A 17985-nucleotide genomic window follows, 5' to 3' on the forward strand; every position below is an offset into this window, starting at 1 on the left:
GTGAAGACAACTGACCACATCATGGTAGAGCGGAACACATGAGAGTAGCGATCGTGGCACCGAGTCCGGTGCCTTTTATCATCGGCGGCGCCGAGAACCTCTGGTGGGGCATGCTGCGCGAACTGAACCGGCGTGCGGGCGTGGTGGCCGAACTGATCAAGCTGCCGAGCCCGGAGCGCAACCTGATCGAGCTGATCGGCAGCTACCGCACCTTCGCCCGCCTGGACCTGAGCCATTTCGACCTCGTCATCAGCACCAAGTACCCGGCGTGGATGGTCCGGCATCCCAACCATATGGTCTACCTGCAGCACAAGCTGCGCGGCCTCTATGACACTTGCCCGGCGCACCTGGCGCGCCCGCCGGACGCCGCCGCGGTGGCGCGCCTGCGGCTGCCGCCGGGACTCGAGGCAGCCTTGCTGGCGGGCCACGGCGGCGAAAACCTGGATGCCGCGGAGGTGGCCGAGACCCTGCTGGCCGCATTGACGCGCGCGGATGCGCCGCCGGAACTGCTGCATTTTCCCGGGACGTTCGCGCGCGCGGTGGTGCACCTGCTCGACCGCATCGGCATGCAGCCCGGCCATATCCGGCGCTACGCGGCGATCTCGCGCACGGTGCGCGAGCGTGCCTCGCATTTTCCGGCCGGCTGCCAGGTCGAGGTGTGCCATCACCCGACCGGGCTGGAAGGACTGGCGCCAGCCGCGCTGCCGGACGACGCCGGCATCTTCACCGCGAGCCGGCTGGTGGGTGGCAAGCGTATCGACTTGCTGATCGATGCCTATCAGCGCAGCGGCGCGACGCTGCCGCTGCGCATCGCCGGCGCCGGCCCGGAAGAACAGGCCCTGCGCGCGCGCGCGGCGTGCCACGACGGCATTCAGTTCCTGGGCCGGCTCACCGATGCGGAACTGGCCCGGGCCTATGCCCGCGCGGCATTCGTGCCCTTCGTGCCGTACCAGGAGGACTATGGCCTGATCACGCTCGAGGCGATGCTGTGCGGCCGGCCGGTGCTGACCGTCAGCGACAGCGGCGGACCCACCGAGCTGATCGAGGATGGCGTCAATGGCGTGATCGCGGCCCCCGATGCGCAGTCGCTCGGCGCGGCCATCGCGCGGCTTGCGGCGGACCCGGCCGGCGTCGCCGCCATGGGCCGGCGCGCGCGCGAACGCGCGGCGGCAATCCACTGGCAGGCTTTTGGCGACTGGCTGCTGTCCGGTGCCGCCCCCGCGGCTGCGGCGGCGTGCGCCCCGGCGCCCTGCGCGGCGCATGTGGCACGCCCGGCCAAGCCCCGCATCGTGGTGGTCAATACGTTCCCGGTCGAGCCGGTGGTCAGCGGCGGCAAGCTGCGGCTGTTCGGCCTGTACCGCCACCTGGCGCAGGCGTTCGAGGTGCGCTTCGTCAACCTGGCCGACACCGCCATGCCGCGCCATGCCAGGCCGCTGGCGCCGGGGGTGGTGGAGGAGGTGGTGCCGGTGACGCCGCGCCTGCGCGAGCAGGCCCGCGACCTCGAACAAAAGCTTGGCGTGTCGGCGGGCGACCTGGCCGCCGCCATGCATCCCGACAGCGTGCCGCAGTGGCTCGATGCGCTGCGCGAGCAGCTGCGCACCGCGGAGCTGTCGGTTTGCGCGCATCCGTACGGCTTCCCCGCCTTGCAGGCTGCCGGCGTGCCGCGTCCGCACCTGTACGAGGCGCACAATGTCGAGTACGACCTGAAGGCGGGCATGTATGGCCGGCACGCGTGGGCGGCACAGCTGGTGCGGCACTTCGAGCGCCAGTGCGCCGAGCAGGCGTGCGGCGTGACCGCTTGCAGCGAACTCGATGCCGAGCGGCTGCGCGAGCTGTACCAGCTCGACGGAACGCCGGTGGCGGTGCTGGCCAACGGCATCGAGATCGCCGAGACGCCGTTCGTGGCGGTTGCCGAGCGCCACGCCCGCGGGCACCGCCTGGGCAAGGAACGGCCACTGGCCCTGTTCATGGGCAGTGCCCATGGGCCCAATCTCGAAGCCGCCTTGCTGGTGCTGGCGGCGGCCGCGCGCAGTCCGGGGCTGGATTTTGCCATCATGGGCTCGGTCTGCGGCATGATCGACGCCGATGCGCGGCCCGGCAATGTCGCCATGCTCGGGGTGGTCGATGCGGCCGAGAAGTCGCTGTGGCTCGGCCTGGCCGATTACGGCCTCAATCCCGTGCGGGCCGGCTCCGGCACCAACCTCAAGCTGGCCGAGTACACGGCCAGCGGCCTGCTGGTGCTGAGCACGGCGTTCGGCGCGCGCGGCAGCGGCCTGACCGCGTGGGAGGACTTCGTGCCGATCGAGGCCGACGACCTCGCCGGCGCCTTGTGCGCCGCGCACGCGCTCGACGCCGGCCGCCACGGCGCGCTGGTTGCGTCGGCGCGCGCCAAGGTCGCCGCGAGCGGCGACTGGCGCAAGATCGGCGAACGCTACGCCGCCTTTGCCTCGGGCTTCTTGCGTACCTGAATCTCGGCTTCGCCCTTGGCCAGCTTTTCCAGGATGACCGGCTCGCGCACGATCAGCCGGCGCAGGTCTTTCTGGACGATACCGGTGCTGACCAGGGCGTGGATCGCGCGCGACACGGTCTCGCGGCTGACATTGGCCATGATCGCGATGCCCTGCTGGTTGGGCAGGTTCTCGATCGTGACCAGGTTGCCGGTCGGGTTGCGCGCGGCGCTCATCAGGATCGCATAGACGCGCGAGTAGGCCCGGTTCATGCCGAGCATCGAACGGTAGCTGGAGGCCTGGCGGATCGTGTTGCACAGCTTCTGCAGCAGTGTCTCGATCACGCTGGGGTGGTTGTAGAACAACCACTTCGCCTTCTGCCGGGGCAGGAAGCCGACCAGCGAATCGACGCTGGCGACGATCGAGGCGGAGCGGGGCAGGCCGTCGATGATGGACAGCTCCCCGAAATAGTCGCCGGGCTCGACGAAATCGAGCCCCACTTCGCGCCCGTCCTCCGCCAGTGCGATGACCTGCAGCCGGCCGCTCAGCAGCATCATCAGCGAATCGCCGGCGGCGCCGTGGTGAACGACAAATTCCCGCTTGCGAAACCGCTGGATCCGGATCTCGGCCTGCAGCTCGAGCAGCGTTTCGTCATCCAGGCCGGCCAGGAGACGTTGTCGCCTGAGCAGCTCAAGCGGCTTCATTGCTGAAATTCTAGACATGGACGTTACATAGCTGTCACCCCACATCCAAGCTAACACGTCCGCGTTGGCCGCGTTTGTGACTCCTGTCACAAAGCACCGGGCATGGCTCGGTCATCATCATCGCCAGCCTGTCGACGATGCGGGAGCCTCCGGGGCGACCCGCACAGGGGCCGGCGTGCGTCCCCAGGGCCGCACCGAAGTCAGAAGGGGTTGCAATGAAAACGATGATCCGGGGAATGCTGATCGGCTGCCTGTCGATCGGCTGGGCGGTATTGGCATGGGCGCAGGGACCGGCCGAGGTGGGCAAGATCGCGGTGGTGGCCGGCAGCGCCTGGGTCGAGGCGCATGGCCAGCGCCAGCCGCTGCAGGCCGGCAGCGCGCTGCATGAAGGCGTGACGCTGGAGACCGGCAGCGACGGCTATGTCTACGTCAACACGGTGGACCGCGGTTTTGTCAGCCTGCGCCCGAACTCCAGCCTGACCATCGAGGCCTACGCCTACGACAGCGCCGCGCCCGCCAATACCCGGATCAAGCTCAGGTTGAACCGCGGCGTGGTGCGCACCATCTCCGGCGAAGGCGCCCAGGCGGCGCGGGAGCGCTTCCGCATGAACACCCCGGTGGCGGCGATCGGCATCCGCGGCACCGACTTCTCGGTTTTCACCGACGCCCGCACCACGCGTGCCAGCGTGCGTTCCGGCGGCATTGTGATGTCCCCGTTCCTTGCAGGCTGCCGGCCCGCGGACATGGCCCCGTGCGATGGCGGCATGGGGCTGTCGAGCCAGGCCGGCGGCAGCATCCTGCAGCTGCGCCATGGCGAGACCCAGCCGACGCTGCTCGGGCCGCAGTTCCAGCACCTGTCGCCGGAGGCGGTGGCGCCCCCCGGCAAGGACGAGGGGAGCGTCGCCGGCGGACAGGTCAAGACCTCGGCGGTGAGCGCGCCGGCGGTGGTCACCGCCAACGAGATCGCATTCGGCGACGCCGTGAGGTCGCTGCCCGAGCCGCGCCCGGCTCCCGCGCCCGTGCCGGAGCCGCCGGTGGTGCGCCCGCCGCCGCCCGCCCCGCCGGAGGCGCAGAAGCTGTTCTGGGGCCGCTACCAGGCCCTGGCCAACCTGCCCGCGGATACCAGCCTGGACAACCTGCGCGCCGGCGTGCGCGACATTGTGGCGATGGGCGGCTTCGGCCCCTTCGCCATGGTGCGCGACACGCGCGAGCCGATGACGATGCCGGTCACGGGCGTGTTCGGCTTCCAGCTGAAGGGGGCCGAGGCCTACGTGGTGGGCGACGGCAAGGCGACCGCGGCGACCGTCGCCGATCCCTCGCTGGTGATCGATTTCGGCAAGCGCCGCTTCGACACAAGCCTGACCGTCAGCACCGGCCAGCTCCGCCACCAGATGCGGGCGCAAGGCTCGGTGACGGGCGACGGCATTTTGCGCAGCGACCAGGCGGCCGGCAACGCCACCGTGCGCGGCGCGCTGGCCGGCACCGATGCGGCGCAGGCCGGCTACGTGTTCAGCAGCGAGATCGGCGCCTCCGGGCAGACCGCTGTCGGGGCGACAAATTGGGGGCGCTAGGCGCGGCCACGCCGCGCGACTGGCTGCGTCCGGGTCTGTTTGCCGTGGTGCTGGGCGCCTGCGCGCTGCTCGGCAGCGGCATGTGGTCGCCGCGCTGGTTTCACCGCCTGGAGGACCTGATGGCCGACCTGCGCTGGCGGCTGGGGCCGTCCGCGGGCCAGTCGGCGCATGTCGCGGTGGTCGAGATCGACGAGGCCAGCCTGGACATCGTCGGCCCCTGGCCATGGCCGCGCGAAGTCGTGGCCGGGCTGGCGGGAGAACTCTTCACCCGGCACGGAGCCCGCGTGGTCGCCCTGGACATGGTGTTCCCCGAACCGCGGGACGCCGCAGCGGATGCCGCCCTGCTTGCGCTCGCCAGAAGGCACCGGATGGTGTTTTCACAGGCCTTCTACCTGACGCAGCAAACGGCACGCGCCGGCCATCCCGGGGGCGCGCTGCCCGGGCCCGCCGAGCCGTCGGCGCGGGGCGGGCTGGCAGAGGCCCCGGCGGCGACGGGCCATCTCGGCAACTTCTTCGCCGCCGCTGCCGGCGATTGCGTCGGCCATATCACGCCCCAGGTGGACGCCGACGGGGTGGTGCGGCGCATGGCGCCGCTGATCGGCTATGCCGGGCAGCAGTATCCGATGCTGGCCGCGGCTGCCTTGCTGTGCGCAAGGCCCGGCTTGCCCGCGGCGCTGCCATGGACCACGCTGGCGCCGCTGCTGGCGCAGGCCAGGGAGGCGGATGGCTTCGTGCCCATTCCGTGGCGCCACGCGAGCGAAGGGTTTCCGGTATTCAGCGCGGTCGACGTGCTGGCCCGGCGCGTGCCGGCGCAGGCGCTGGCGGGACGTTATGTGCTGGTCGGCGCGTCGGCGCTGGGCCTGTCGGACCATGTCGTCAGCCCGCACGACCCCCGCCTGCCGGGCGTGATGGCGCATGCCGAAATGCTCGACTGGCTGCTGGCCGAGGCTGCCGCGCCCTCGCCGCGGCTGGTGTTGCCGTGGCTGGGCTGGGCCTGGACCGTGGCTACCGTGCTCACGCTAGCGTGGCTGTCGCGCGGCGGCAACCTGCTGACAACCTATGGCGCCCTGACCGGCATGGCCGGGTTATGGCTGCTGGTGCTGCTGGGATTGCCGCCGGGCGCCGCGGGGCGCGCAGCGGTGCTGCCCGTGGTGGCCGCGATCCTGCTGCTGGTCTTGCAGGCGCCCGCTGAGTGGGCGCTGGCGCGCGCGCAGGCGCGGCAGTTCCAGCGCCGTTTCCGCCGCTACCTGCCGCCGGCGGTGATGGAAGCCCTGCTGCGCGAACGCGGCTACGAGGCGATGCTGCCCATGCGCCGGACCGTGACCGTGCTGTTCGCCGACATGGAGGGCTACACCGCGCTGGCCGAAACCATGGCGCCGGAGCGGCTGGTCAGGGTGACCGAGATCGTCCTGGAAGCGCTGACCGCGCAGATCCATGCCGCTGGCGGCACGGTCGACAAGTACATCGGGGATGCGGTGATGGCGTTCTGGAACGCACCGCTCGACCAGCCCGATCACGCGGATCGCGGCCTGGCCTGTGCCTGCGCCATCTTGTCCGGCATGCCGGCGCTGAACGCGCGGCTGCAGGCGGCATGCCCGTGGCTGGCGCCGGTGCGGGTCTGCATCGGGCTGCACAGCGGCGACGCTGTGGTGGGTGAGATCGGCTCGCCGCTGCGCAAGAGCTATACGGCCATCGGCGACACGGTCAACATCGCGTCGCGGCTCCAGGACCTGTGCAAGGCGGTCTCGGCCGACCTCCTGGTGGGCGAGGGGACCGCGGCGCTGGCACAAGGCCACGTACTGAAGCCGGTTGGTCGCGCGCGCCTGCGCGGACGCAGCCGGGCCGAGCAGATCTACGCGGTCCGCGGGCGGCCGTGCCCACAGCCTTTCGACCTGTCGGAGCCGGCTGTTGCGTGATGCGCGTGCCCGGTGCACGCGGGCGAGTCTGTGCGCAATGCTGGTGTGGGCGTGCGGTGCCGCGGCCCAGCCGTTGCTTCCCGCGCGGCCGGCCATGCCCGATCGGGCGGCGCCGCACCAGCCGGGATCCCCCGCGAGCATGGGGGCAGACTTGCCGGCGGCGGCTTTTGACGCGGGCGGCGCCTACGAGTCCTTCTACCAGCGCGTCCATGGCGCGATGCGCGACGGCGACTTCGACGCGGCACGGCAGCTGCTGCTCGATGTCGAGCGGCTGCCCCTGCCGCACGCCGGCGCACGGCTCGATATCGCCATTGCCCTGTGCGAACTGGGCGAGCGCGAACGCGCTTTCACGCAGTTCTCCCAGTTGCAGGCCGGCACCGATGTGCCGCCGGCCATCCGGGTGCTGATCGACTCCTATGTGCGGGGCGGATGCAAGCGCCCGGACCCGCGCCTGCGCGGCCAGATTTCACTGCTGGCCGGCTACACCACCAACGCCAACTATGGCCCGGGGGATCCGCTAGTCCCGCTGGCGCCCGGGGCGCCGGTACCATACCTGTTGCTGCAGCCGTCCCAGCTGGCACAGGCCGACCGCTTTGCCGGCATGGACGGCAGCGTGAACTGGGGAACCGGCGGGGTCGAAGGGTTGAACGTGTCCGTTGGCGCCTCGCTCCGCCAATACGCCCAGCGGCAGGACTATAGCCAGTACGGCGCAAGCCTGGCCGCCCACTATGGCCGCGAAACCGGCGCCGGCCTGGTGGAGGGGCAGGCCGCGCTCGGCTATACCTGGCTAGGCGGGCGGCCTTACCAGTATGGCGCCAGCGGGCTGCTGGGCTACTGGCTGCCGGAGCGCCAGCTGGCCGGCAGGCCCTACCGGGTCGGCATCGATACCAGCATGGCGCTCGACCGCTATCCCGACGGCCACGCCTTCGATGCGCGCCGCCACGACCTGCGTTTGCGCGGGCGCCTGGACCTCGCTCCGAACCTGCAGGTGTCGGCCGCCGTCGGCCTCATCCGCGACCTCGCGCGCTACGAGCGCGCGGGCGGCGACCGCGATGGCTACGCCATCCTGGCGAACCTGACATGGCTGCCACAGCCGCGCCACCTGGTGGTGGCGCTCGCGCAGCGCCAGGAACTGCGCGATCGCCAGCCGTACTTTCGCGCGCTGTTCGGCGACACGCGCCGCCGCCAGGTGCTCAGCCAGGCCCTGCTGCGCTACACCTATCGCCATGCGCCGGATCTCTCGTTCTATATCCAGGGCCTGTACCAGCAATCGGACGATTCCATCCCCCTGTTCCGCTATCGCGCCGGGACCGTCAGCACTGGCGTGCTGATGGACTTCTGAGCGGCGCGGCGGAATTCGCGATGGCGCAGGCAGAGACGGTTCTGGCGGAGATTGTGCCGGCGGACACATTTTCATGCGGCCCGCGCTGCCACAATCGCCTGCTGCGCCTGACATGGAAACTTTGCGCGTCTCATGGATTGGGAAAAACTGACCAACGGCGGCCTGGGCGAATTCCATCGCTATCCGCGGCGGGCCCGCCGCAACCGCACCGTGCCTGTCCTTATCGTGCTGGCGGTTGCCGTGGCGCTGGCTGTCGGCTACTGGATGCGCTGAGCCGGACGCTGCCGTGCGCCTGGCGGCGTGGCTGGCACGGGTTCCAACCTCAGCAGGCTGGCGCAGCACGCAAAAAATGCCGCCAGTGCCCGGGGAGCAACTGGCGGAAAATGCGGGGATTAACGGCCGTGTAGACGACCGTTACGCGGCATTCTAGGCGGGCATGCCGGCCACGTCGGTGATGCCTGTCACACCGTCAGGCAGTTCTGTGCGAGATCCCACCAAGGTGGGGTCAACCGCCGCATCGACAGTGCGCCCGACCGCCGCACTTAGCGCGCCGAGGGCCGCAACGCCCGCATGCCGGCCTTCACCACGCTTACCGCCGCCAGCACCAGCCCGCCGGCGACGATGCCGGCAATGCCGTCCAGCAACACCGGCGCCAGCACCGCCAGCACACCGCCGATTGCCGGCACTCCTGCCGCCGCCAGCGCCGTGGCTTCGGTCACGTGGTGCATCGCCGGAATGCCGTGCATCAGGATGCCGCCGCCCACCAGGAACATCGCCGCCGTCCCGGCAAACGACAAGGTCTTCATCAGCCACGGTGCCAGCCTGAGCAAGCCTTGCCCCAGCGCGCGGAGCCCCGCCGACGCCTGCTTGCTCAGGTACAGGCCCGCGTCGTCGAGCTTGACGATGCCGGCCACCAGGCCATAGACGCCGACCGTCATGATGACCGCGATCGCGCACAGGACGGCAAGCCGCTGGCCGAAGGGAGCGTTGGCGACGGTGCCCAGCGAGATCACGATGATCTCCGCCGACAGGATGAAGTCGGTGCGGACCGCGCCCTTGATCTTCTCTTTCTCGAACGCCACCATGTCGACGGCGGGATCCGAGACGGCCTGGACTTCACGTGCGTGGTGTGCGGCGTCCTCGGCCTTGCTGTGCAGGAACCGGTGTGCCAGTTTTTCAAAGCCTTCGTAGCAAAGAAACGCGCCGCCCACCATCAGCAACGGCACCACGGCCCAGGGCGCCCAGGCGCTGATTGCCAGCGCCGCCGGCACCAGGATCACCTTGTTGCGGATCGACCCCAGCGCAACCGCCCATACCACCGGCAGTTCACGCTCCGCCCTGACGCCGCTGACCTGCTGCGCGTTCAACGCCAGGTCATCGCCCAGCACGCCCGCGGTCTTCTTGGCCGCCATTTTGCTCATGACCGCGACATCGTCCAGGATGGTGGCGATGTCGTCGATCAATACCAGCAAGCTCGAACCCGCCATGTCAGGGCCTCCGCGCGCGGCAGTGCTGCCGCTCATGCAGCCAGTTTGTCATCCGGTCATGCTCCTCGGTGTCGTGGGTCGTGCAAGCAGGTTTCGTACCGGCCGCCGGTTGAGCGGCTCGCCGCCTGGCGTCGGCGATGATGGCCATGACGCATGGGGCGGGCCGTCGGTACCGTGTGGTTTCCGGTGCAGCCGGCGAGATTGTAGAACATGGCTTCGGTCCGGCACCGGCGAGCACCTCGCCGACCGGCCCCTTCGTCATGCATCACCCGCCATCGACAACGAGATGGTCTCGTACAACGCCTGCGCTGCGGGCTGCAGCGGCTTGTCCCGACGGCGTATCAGCGCCAGTACGCGGTCTACATCCGGCTCGACCAGCGGCACGGCGCAAAGCCGTGGATGATCCGGCGGCACCGCCATGCCGGGCAGCACGGCCATGCCCAGGCCGGCCTCGACCAGCGCGAGCACGCCAACGACGTGGTTGGCCTCGTAGTGAATGGTCGGCCGCTGTTCCAGATGGGCGATGGCGTTCTCGATCAGGGCGCGATTGCCGCTGTGCCGGGACACGCTGACCATCCGTTGTCCGGCCAGTTCCTGCCAGGCCACGCGTTCGCGGCCGGCCCATGCGTGGTCCCGGCGCATTGCCAGCCGGTAGCGTTCGGCGCGGATGGCGCGAAAGTCGATATTGGGCTCCTGCGCGCCCATGAAGTTAAGGCCGAAGTCCGATTCTCCGGACAGCACGCTGGCCAGTACGCTGCTGGCGCTTTCGTCGACCACGCGCACGCGCACGCCGGGATGCCGCCCGGCAAACGCGCGGATCGCATGGGGCAGGCAATGCAGGGCAGCGGACGGTATCGCTGCCACGGTCACCAGGCCGCGTTGCAGCGCGGCTTCATCGCCGAGCCGGAACACGGCGTGGTCCAGGATATCGAGCGCGGCGCGGGCCTCTTCCAGGAACTGGCGGCCGACCTGGGTCACCTCCACCCGACGCGTGGTCCGGTCCAGCAGGCGCGAACCCAGCGTTGTTTCCAGCTTTTCGATGCGCCGGCTCAGCGCGGGTTGCGAAATATGCAGCGCTTCGGCCGCCATGCGGAAACTGCCCTTTTCAGCGGTTGCGACAAAGGCCTGCAAATCTTCCAGGGCGAAATTGATGCGCGGCATGCATGAAATGATCAGAACATTGCAATTCACAGAATAGTCTCGCGTGACTACCCTTGCAATGCCCCGAGCGCGCCGTGGCGACGCGATCAACCGCGCGGCCTGGCCCGATGGTTGTACGCCGACAGCCTGAAGGCAGCCAGACGACGCGCCGCAGGGCCAGCGATATGGAGCCACAGGAGACAACATGAGACTGAAGACCCTTGCCGGCAGGCACGCGTTGCTTATATTCGTGCTATGGCTGGCCGCGCCGGCCTGGGCCGACGAGATCCGCGTGATCACCTCGGGCGGCTTTACCGCGGCCTACCAGCAACTGGTGCCGCTGTACGAGGCCGCCACGCAGGACCGTGTCATCACCGCGTATGGCGCGTCGATGGGCAATGCGCCCGACTCCATCCCCAGTAGGCTGGCGCGCGGCGAGAGCTTCGATGTCGTGATCCTGGCGGACTCGGGCCTGGACAAGCTGGTCGAGCAAGGCAAGGTGGCCGCCGGCAGCCGGGTCGACCTGGCGCGTTCGCTGATCGGGATGTCGGTGCGCAAGGGCACGCCCAAGCCGGATATCAGCACGGCCGAGGCGCTGAAGCAGACCCTGCTCAACGCGAAGTCCATCGCCTATTCCGCCAGTGCCAGCGGGACTTACCTCTCCACCGAGCTGTTCGCCCGGCTTGGCGTCGCGGAGCAGGTCCAGGACAAGGCGCGCAAGATCTACAGCGAGCGGGTCGGCGCCGTGGTGGCGCGGGGCGATGCCGAGATCGGCTTCCAGCAGGTCAGCGAGCTGCTGCCCTTCAAGGAGCTGGACTACGTGGGGCCGCTGCCCGCCGAGCTGCAGCAGAGGGTGTTCTTTTCCGCGGGAACGGTCGCGGGCCGGCAAAGCGCGGCAGCGTCCCGCTTCATCCGATTCCTGGCCTCGCCGGCGGCGGCATCGATCGTCAGCAGCACGGGGCTGGAGCCCGTGGCCACGCCGCTGCCGCCCCCGGTGCCCCCGGAGCTGGGGCAGGGGCAGAAGCGTTGAGCCAGGTAGGCTGCGAGGCATGGATCCGATGCAGTCCTGGCCGTACCCTACCGCAGTGATGTCCGCCTCGAAGTGCGCGCCGCGCGCGTGCACGTATTTGCGCTAGCCGGCCGGTGGCGGACGTCGGCCGGCTCGCTCGTCATGCACCGGGCGTGCCCCTGCGCGCCTTTTCCCGCTTCCCGCCTCCCAAGGCCTGTTCCAGGAACTGCATCAGGGCCTGCACGCGCGCCGTACGTCCGCGCCGTGTCGGCACCAGCAATGTCACCGGCGCGCTGTCGCATTCCCAGTCGGCCAGCACCCGCACCAGCCGGCCGTGCGCGACTGCGTCGGCCGTATCCCATTCCGAACGCAGCACCAGCCCCAGGCCCAGTTCCGCCCACTGGCGTGCAATGCTGCCGTCATTGCTGGTGTAGGCGGGCACTACACGCACGGTCTCGCGCGCCGACGGGCGCCGCCCGGCGCCGGCACCGGGTCGTCGGAAGCGCCACAGGGTCACGTCCTCGTCGTTCTCGCGGATGCAGATGCAGGCGTGCGCGAGCAGCTCGCGCGGCGCTGCGGGCGTGCCGTGCTGGCGCAGGTAGGCCGGGCTGGCGCACAGCCAGCGCGCATTGGGCGCGAGCGTGCGGGCGATCCACGATGAGTCGCGCACGGCGCCGATGTGGATCACGGCATCCGAGTCGTGTCGGTCGGGCCAGGGGGTCTCGCGCAGGTCCAGTTGCAAGCGCAAACCAGGGTGGGCCTGCGCAAAGCGCGCCAGCAGCGGCGCGATATGTTGCCGTCCGTAGCCGAAGGGGGCGGCAATGCGCAGCGTGCCGGTGAGGCGGCTGTCCTCGCGCCGGAAAGATTCGGGCAGCGCATTGAGCTGAGCCAGCAGCGCCGCGGCCTCCCGCGCGAAGCGTTCGCCCTCGGGCGTCAGGCTCAGCCGCCGGGCAGTGCGGGTGGCCAGCGCGAGGCCGAGCGTCGACTCCAGCTTGCGCAGGCGCGCGGACAACGCCGGCGGCGTCACGTTCAGCGCGCGCGCCGCGGCACTGAGCGAAGGCGACTGAGCGAGCGTCTCGACCAGCCGCAAGTCCTCGATCTGGATCATTCACTTCAGCTTAACGATTGATGTTCCAAAATTTAACCACAAGTCACCATATCGCTTCTACATTGGGGACCTCTGACAACCATGCGCAAGCCGCCTTCGCAAAAGGAACTCATGGACCCCAACACTGCGCCCGCCTGGCCTCGTGCCGTGCTGTTCGACCTTCTCACCGCGCTGCTGGACTCGTGGACCGTATGGAACGCCGCCGCCGGCTCTGAAGCCGCAGGCCGGGCCTGGCGTGCCGAGTACCTGCGCAGGACCTACGGCTGTGGCGCCTACGTGGGCTACGAACAGCTGGTGAGGGAAGCAGCCGAACAGGTCGGCCTGCCGGGGACCGCACCACAGGCGCTGGAAGCGCACTGGGATGAATTGCCGCCGTGGGACGGCGCCCGCGAGCTGCTGGCGGCGCTGCGGCCGCATTGCAAGCTGGCAGTGGTGACCAACTGCTCCGAACACCTGGGTCGCCGCGCTTGCGCCTTATTGGACATCGACTGGGATGTCGTGGTCACTTCCGAAGCAGCCGGTTACTACAAGCCGGATCCGCGCCCCTATCGACTGGCCCTGGAGCAGCTCGGCACGCGGGCAGCGGATGCTGCCTTCGTCGCGGGTTCCGGCTACGACATGTTCGGTACGGCGGCGGTGGGTTTGCGCACGTATTGGCACAACCGCGTCGGGCTGGCCTTGCCCGCCGGCGCGCCGGCGCCGGAAGCCGAGTTTTCGACCTTGGCGCCCGCCCTGCCGTGGCTGCGCTCCTTTCATGCTGCAAGCCGCTAAGGAGGCCGACATGACAGGCATGCCTTCCACGATGAGCCGCTGAAGGCAAAGAGCCAGTTCCTGGACTGAACGCATCAAGGACGATATGACCCATTCCGCCGCATCGCTGACGAGCCTGGAAACCCCCGCAGCAATCATCGACACCGTGCGCATGCACCGAAATATCCATCGCATGCAGGCACGCATGGATGCGCTTGGCGTGCGTTTCCGCCCGCATGTCAAGACCAGCAAGTGTTCGCCGGTCGTGCACGCGCAGATCCTGGCGGGCGCCAGCGGCATCACTGTGTCGACGCTGAAAGAAGCGGCGCATTTCCTTGACGACGGCATCACCGATATCCTCTACGGTGTAGGCATGGTTGCCAGCAAGCTGCCACAAGCCCTGGCGCTGCGCCGGCGGGGCTGTGACCTCAAGCTCGTGACCGACAGCGTGGATTCGGCACGCGCCATCGTTGCCTTCGGTGCGGAGCATGGCGAAGCATTCGAAGTCTGGATCGAGATCGATACCGACGGCCACCGCTCCGGCATCCGCCCGGACCAGCCGGCGCTGCTGGACGTCGCAGCCGTACTGCATGAAGGTGGTGCTCGCCTCGGTGGCGTGATGACCCACGCCGGTTCCAGCTACGACCTGGACACGCCCGAGGCACTGGCCGCGATGGCCGAGCAGGAACGGGCCGGCTGCGCGCTTGCCGCCGAGCGGCTGCGCAACGCCGGTTTTCCTTGCCCGGTGGTCAGCGTGGGCTCGACACCCACGGCCCTCTGCGCAAACAGCTTGCAGGCGGTGACCGAAGTGCGCGCCGGCGTCTACGTCTTCTTCGACCTCGTGATGCGCAACGTGGGCGTGTGTGCGACGGAGGACGTCGCGCTCAGCGTGCTGACCACCGTGATCGGCCACCAGGCCGAAAAGGGCTGGGCCATCGTCGATGCTGGCTGGATGGCCATGAGCCGCGACCGCGGCACGCAGAAGCAGAAGCACGACTTCGGCTATGGCCAGGTGTGCGGAGTCGATGGCGCGGTGATTCCAGGCTACATCCTCAGCGGCGCCAATCAGGAACACGGCATCGTGTCGCGCCAAGGCGGGACGGACGCCGACATCGCCACGCGCTTTCCGATCGGCACGCTGCTGCGCATCCTGCCCAACCATGCCTGCGCCACCGGTGCGCAGTTCCCGACGTATCAGGCTCTCGCCGGGGATGGCGAGCTCACCCAATGGAGCCGCTTGCATGGCTGGTGATCGCAACGAACGGAATAGCGCGGTGCGGACGATTGAGCCCCCCACGCTGGCGGCGCCCGGGGGGCACTACAGCCACGCCACGGTCGCCAACGGTATGGTCTTCGTCTCCGGCCAGCTCCCGCTCGCATCGGACGGACGCAAGCTCGTCGACGCCTCGTTCGAGGCGCAGGCGCAACAGGCGCTGGCCAATGTGGAGGCAGCACTGGTTGCCGCGGGCAGCGGCATCGAGGGGCTGACCCAGGTGCGCGTCTATGTCGACAGCATCGAGAACTGGCCCGCCTTCAACCAAGTCTATGCCGCGTGGGCGGGAGCGGCGCGGCCCGCGCGGGCCGTGGTGCCGACTGGCGCGCTGCACTTCGGCTTGAAGGTCGAGGTGGAAGCGGTGGCGGTCGTGTTGCGCGATGCCGCGAACTCTTGATGGGAGCGGCTGGCCTGGCGAGGAAAAACGCCGCCGAAGCGTGACGCATTCCGGTTTTTGCTATGCGCGCTTTGTCCCGCCCGCCTCGGACGACGGGTTGCGCGTATCCGCCGCAACGCGGAACCCTTGCAGTTCATCAGCCTCGCACTGGGCGATCAGCCCGGTTTCCCAGGCCAGGTACGCCCTGGCGGCATCCTGGTTGCCCTCGTGGCGGTCATGCACGAAAAACAGATAGTCGATGCGCGCCGCCGGCGGCAACGGCTCGGCCTCGACGGCTTGCGCCAGGCCGGCCGACAGCCACGTCTGGTAGCCCGCCTCGGTGCGGAACACATTGGCATAGCCCGCATCCAGCAGATCTTTCCACGCCAGGGCGGCCACTTCGGCCTCGCTCGCCAGCAATACCACCGGATCGTCCGGCGTTGTACCGAGCGACTGCAAGGTCTGCAGCAGGCGCGGCCGGATCGACCAGACGGAGCCTTGCGCGTGGCCCTGATTGAACGCAGCGCTCTCGCGCAGATCGATGACCGCCAGCGCCGCGGCCTCTGCGTGCAGCGCGCGCAGCTGATCGACGCCGAGTACACGCGGGCCCGCACCAAGATCCGGCTGCGGCCTCGCCGGCACCGTGACCGCGGCATCGACGCCTTGCGCAAGGACGGCGCTCTCAAAGCCAAGCTGGTGCAGCCAGCTGGCGGTCACCGGGGCGCGCACACCGTCATCGTCGAACACGATGACACGGCTGCCGCGCACCCCGATGTAGCGGTCCGTTGCCTGGATCAGTTGCCCGCCGGGGGCGTGGACGGCGCCGTCGATCGAGCGCCGGGCGAATTCTTCCGCGGTGCGGATATCGAAAAGGTAGGTCGTACGGCGGTCGTCATCCAGCCATTGCTGGGCCTGCGCCGTCGACAGCGACGGCAGGCCGAAGCGCTGCAGCAGCCGGGCGGATCGATCGCGCGCAGCCTGCAGCACCGGGGCGGAGGGTACGGCGTCGGCGAACCGCTCGCTGCCGTATTCCAGCGCATGGCCGGCGAGATACCAGCCCTGCGTGCCGTTCTCGAGCGCGAGCACCGGGTTGGGCAGGCCGAGGTTCAAGAGCGTCTGCGCGCCAATGATGCTGCGCGTGCGCCCCGCGCAATGCACGACGACCGGCGTGTTCGGATTGGCCAGCAGCGCCGGCAGGCGCAGCGCAAGCTCTCCGTTGGGACAGCCCAGCGCGCCGGGGATGGTCATCTTGCGGTGTTCTTCGTCGGTACGGCCGTCAACCAGCACGAACGGTTCACCGGCGGCACGGCGTGCGACCAGCGCATCGGCGCTCAGATGCGGGGTGTGCTGGATCTGCTCGACCCATTCGCCAAACGTCTTGGATGGCACGTTCACGCCTTTGAACAAGGTGTATCCGGCAGCCGCCCACGCTGGTGCACCGCCGGCCAGCAGCGTCACGTCAGCGTAGCCGAGTGCCGCAAGCCGCCGCGCCGCGCGCGTTGCCACGTCGCCGGCACCGTCGTCGAACAGGACGATACGCTCGGTGCGGCGCGGGGCCAGGCGGCCAGCTTCCAGTTCCAGTCGGCTATAGGGCAGGGGCACGGCGAAGAAGGGATGGCCTTCGCCGTACTGGCCATGCTCGCGCACGTCGAACAGGGCCAGCGACTGGCCGTCATTCAGCCACTTGCGCAGCGTGGTGGCGTCGATGGTATGGATCATGTCAGTCAATGGGGGATGTACGCTGTCAGCGCAAGGCGATGCCCGATGAGGCGATCACGGCGGCGTATCGGGGCAGGTCGCGCGACAGCGTGGCGTCCAGTTCCTGCGCCGACGACGCGACCACGACATAGCCCGCGTCTTCGAGCTGGCTGCGCGTGGCGGGTGCGTGCAGCACCGCCGCCACATCGCGGCTGATACGGTCCACCACGGCGGCCGGGGTTGCAGCCGGGGCCAGCAGTCCCTGCCAGCTCTCCACGGAGAATCCCGCAGCCCCGGCTTCGGCCAGCGTGGGCACCTGCGGCAGTGCCCTGGAGCGATAGGGCGTCGTGACCGCCAGCGCCGTGAGCTTGCCTGCCCTGACATAGTCGGTCACGGCAGCCAGGGTAATCAAGGTGGCGTCGATGTGGCCGCCAAGCAGGTCCACCGTAGCCGGCGCGCCACCGGCATAGGGAATGTAGTTGACCTTGAAGCCCAGCTGACGCGACAGCATCTCATGCGCGACGTGCGCGATGCCGCCATTGCCAGGCAGCCCGAGTGCCAGTTCCCCCGGCTTGCGGCGCGCCAGAGCCAGGTAATCCTGGAAGCTCCTTACCCCCAGGTCCGGCCTGACCACCAGCACCTGCGGGTTCACCACGGCCTTGGTGACGCCACGAAAGGCATGGCTGGTGTCATACGGCAGGTTCCTGTACAGCGAGGCGTTCAGCGTCACGCCTTCGCCGCCAAGCAGCAGCACGTGACCGTCGGGACGGGCCTTGGCCACCTGCGCCGCGCCGATGGTGCCGCTGGCGCCGACCACGTTGTCCACCACCACCGGCTGCTGCCACACTTCACTGAGCCGGGTGGCAAGGGTGCGCGCGAGCTTGTCAGCGCTGCCGCCGGGCGCCACCGGTACCACGATGCGCACCGGCCGCGCGGGAAACGCGGCGTCGGCGGCGGTTGCCGCAAGCGGCTGGGCAGCCAGCATCGCTGGCGAAAGCACAAGGAGGAGGGCGCGGAGAACGTTGCGGCGGAGCATGGTGATGACCTGGGGAGAGCCTGCAGGCCGTCGTGGGTGCTTGCATGACGGCCAATCGGACCGTCAAGCTTACGAAGCCGGCCGAACCGCACCAACGAATGTTTGAGCCTATGGATATGCGGTGTGCG

The 17985-nt window shown here is 69.2% G+C and carries 15 protein-coding genes; 9 read left to right on the forward strand and 6 right to left on the reverse strand.

Annotated features, from left to right (window positions below):
* The first annotated feature begins 38 nt into the window (after positions 1-38).
* Positions 39-2468, forward strand: a complete 2430-nt coding sequence (locus U9J39_RS02685) for a glycosyltransferase family 4 protein (RefSeq protein WP_326346463.1) — start codon at positions 39-41, stop codon at positions 2466-2468.
* On the opposite strand, the gene U9J39_RS02690 is transcribed toward U9J39_RS02685, so the two are convergent.
* Positions 2432-3151 carry a Crp/Fnr family transcriptional regulator gene (locus U9J39_RS02690; RefSeq protein WP_111516780.1) on the reverse strand — a complete coding sequence of 240 codons (720 nt, stop codon included), beginning with the start codon at positions 3149-3151 and terminating at the stop codon, positions 2432-2434. The genes U9J39_RS02685 and U9J39_RS02690 overlap by 37 nt on opposite strands.
* 215 nt (positions 3152-3366) lie before the next feature.
* Between U9J39_RS02690 and U9J39_RS02695 the strand changes: the two genes are divergently transcribed.
* The 4 genes from U9J39_RS02695 (at position 3367) to U9J39_RS02710 (ending at position 8253) form a co-directional block, all read left to right on the forward strand.
* Positions 3367-4722, forward strand: a complete 1356-nt coding sequence (locus U9J39_RS02695; RefSeq protein ID WP_326346464.1) for a FecR family protein — start codon at positions 3367-3369, stop codon at positions 4720-4722.
* Complete coding sequence (locus U9J39_RS02700; RefSeq protein ID WP_326346465.1) at positions 4710-6638, forward strand: adenylate/guanylate cyclase domain-containing protein; 1929 nt, start codon at positions 4710-4712, stop codon at positions 6636-6638. The genes U9J39_RS02695 and U9J39_RS02700 overlap by 13 nt, the downstream gene beginning before the upstream one ends.
* 139 nt (positions 6639-6777) lie before the next feature.
* Positions 6778-7980 (forward strand): hypothetical protein, encoded by a 1203-nt coding sequence (locus U9J39_RS02705; RefSeq protein WP_326346466.1) that lies wholly within the window; start codon positions 6778-6780, stop codon positions 7978-7980.
* Between the two features lie 132 nt (positions 7981-8112).
* Positions 8113-8253 (forward strand): hypothetical protein, encoded by a 141-nt coding sequence (locus U9J39_RS02710; protein ID WP_172581850.1) that lies wholly within the window; start codon positions 8113-8115, stop codon positions 8251-8253.
* A 269-nt stretch (positions 8254-8522) separates the two neighbouring features.
* Here the strand turns inward: U9J39_RS02710 and U9J39_RS02715 are convergent, their stop codons facing one another.
* Positions 8523-9467: a DUF808 domain-containing protein gene (locus tag U9J39_RS02715; RefSeq protein WP_115713861.1), complete on the reverse strand. Its 945-nt coding sequence runs from the start codon at positions 9465-9467 to the stop codon at positions 8523-8525.
* A gap of 258 nt (positions 9468-9725) precedes the next feature.
* Positions 9726-10628: a LysR family transcriptional regulator gene (locus U9J39_RS02720; protein WP_115713847.1), complete on the reverse strand. Its 903-nt coding sequence runs from the start codon at positions 10626-10628 to the stop codon at positions 9726-9728.
* Positions 10629-10812: 184 nt separating this feature from the next.
* Between U9J39_RS02720 and U9J39_RS02725 the strand changes: the two genes are divergently transcribed.
* On the forward strand, positions 10813-11637 hold the full coding sequence (locus U9J39_RS02725) for a substrate-binding domain-containing protein (protein ID WP_326346467.1): 825 nt from the start codon (positions 10813-10815) through the stop codon (positions 11635-11637).
* A 139-nt stretch (positions 11638-11776) separates the two neighbouring features.
* On the opposite strand, the gene U9J39_RS02730 is transcribed toward U9J39_RS02725, so the two are convergent.
* On the reverse strand, positions 11777-12724 hold the full coding sequence (locus tag U9J39_RS02730; RefSeq protein ID WP_115713845.1) for a LysR family transcriptional regulator: 948 nt from the start codon (positions 12722-12724) through the stop codon (positions 11777-11779).
* An 81-nt stretch (positions 12725-12805) separates the two neighbouring features.
* On the opposite strand from U9J39_RS02730, the gene U9J39_RS02735 reads away from it, so the two are divergent.
* From U9J39_RS02735 to U9J39_RS02745, 3 genes are all read left to right on the forward strand, one after another.
* A complete protein-coding gene (locus U9J39_RS02735) occupies positions 12806-13495 on the forward strand; it encodes an HAD family hydrolase (RefSeq protein WP_442784879.1) in 690 nt (229 codons plus the stop codon).
* 85 nt (positions 13496-13580) lie between these two features.
* Entirely contained in the window at positions 13581-14726 is a 1146-nt protein-coding gene (locus U9J39_RS02740) for a DSD1 family PLP-dependent enzyme (protein ID WP_326346468.1), read from the forward strand.
* Positions 14716-15144 carry a RidA family protein gene (locus tag U9J39_RS02745; protein ID WP_115713842.1) on the forward strand — a complete coding sequence of 143 codons (429 nt, stop codon included), beginning with the start codon at positions 14716-14718 and terminating at the stop codon, positions 15142-15144. The genes U9J39_RS02740 and U9J39_RS02745 overlap by 11 nt, the downstream gene beginning before the upstream one ends.
* 60 nt (positions 15145-15204) lie before the next feature.
* Here the strand turns inward: U9J39_RS02745 and U9J39_RS02750 are convergent, their stop codons facing one another.
* On the reverse strand, positions 15205-16842 hold the full coding sequence (locus tag U9J39_RS02750; RefSeq protein ID WP_326346469.1) for a rhodanese-like domain-containing protein: 1638 nt from the start codon (positions 16840-16842) through the stop codon (positions 15205-15207).
* Between the two features lie 25 nt (positions 16843-16867).
* Entirely contained in the window at positions 16868-17857 is a 990-nt protein-coding gene (locus tag U9J39_RS02755) for a tripartite tricarboxylate transporter substrate-binding protein (RefSeq protein WP_442784880.1), read from the reverse strand.
* Positions 17858-17985: the final 128 nt, after the last annotated feature.

Source organism: Cupriavidus sp. SS-3, assembly GCF_035818815.1.
Taxonomy (GTDB): domain Bacteria; phylum Pseudomonadota; class Gammaproteobacteria; order Burkholderiales; family Burkholderiaceae; genus Cupriavidus; species Cupriavidus taiwanensis_C.

Excerpts from the sequence above, each read along its gene's own strand:
- U9J39_RS02685 (WP_326346463.1), top strand. The coding sequence starts at position 39 with ATGAGAGTAGCGATCGTGGCACCGAGTCCGGTGCCTTTTATCATCGGC.
- U9J39_RS02690 (WP_111516780.1), bottom strand. The coding sequence starts at position 3,151 with ATGAAGCCGCTTGAGCTGCTCAGGCGACAACGTCTCCTGGCCGGCCTG.
- U9J39_RS02695 (WP_326346464.1), top strand. The coding sequence starts at position 3,367 with ATGAAAACGATGATCCGGGGAATGCTGATCGGCTGCCTGTCGATCGGC.
- U9J39_RS02705 (WP_326346466.1), top strand. The coding sequence starts at position 6,778 with ATGGGGGCAGACTTGCCGGCGGCGGCTTTTGACGCGGGCGGCGCCTAC.
- U9J39_RS02710 (WP_172581850.1), top strand. The coding sequence starts at position 8,113 with ATGGATTGGGAAAAACTGACCAACGGCGGCCTGGGCGAATTCCATCGC.
- U9J39_RS02715 (WP_115713861.1), bottom strand. The coding sequence starts at position 9,467 with ATGGCGGGTTCGAGCTTGCTGGTATTGATCGACGACATCGCCACCATC.
- U9J39_RS02720 (WP_115713847.1), bottom strand. The coding sequence starts at position 10,628 with ATGCCGCGCATCAATTTCGCCCTGGAAGATTTGCAGGCCTTTGTCGCA.
- U9J39_RS02725 (WP_326346467.1), top strand. The coding sequence starts at position 10,813 with ATGAGACTGAAGACCCTTGCCGGCAGGCACGCGTTGCTTATATTCGTG.
- U9J39_RS02730 (WP_115713845.1), bottom strand. The coding sequence starts at position 12,724 with ATGATCCAGATCGAGGACTTGCGGCTGGTCGAGACGCTCGCTCAGTCG.
- U9J39_RS02735 (WP_442784879.1), top strand. The coding sequence starts at position 12,806 with ATGCGCAAGCCGCCTTCGCAAAAGGAACTCATGGACCCCAACACTGCG.
- U9J39_RS02740 (WP_326346468.1), top strand. The coding sequence starts at position 13,581 with ATGACCCATTCCGCCGCATCGCTGACGAGCCTGGAAACCCCCGCAGCA.
- U9J39_RS02745 (WP_115713842.1), top strand. The coding sequence starts at position 14,716 with ATGGCTGGTGATCGCAACGAACGGAATAGCGCGGTGCGGACGATTGAG.
- U9J39_RS02750 (WP_326346469.1), bottom strand. The coding sequence starts at position 16,842 with ATGATCCATACCATCGACGCCACCACGCTGCGCAAGTGGCTGAATGAC.
- U9J39_RS02755 (WP_442784880.1), bottom strand. The coding sequence starts at position 17,857 with ATGCTCCGCCGCAACGTTCTCCGCGCCCTCCTCCTTGTGCTTTCGCCA.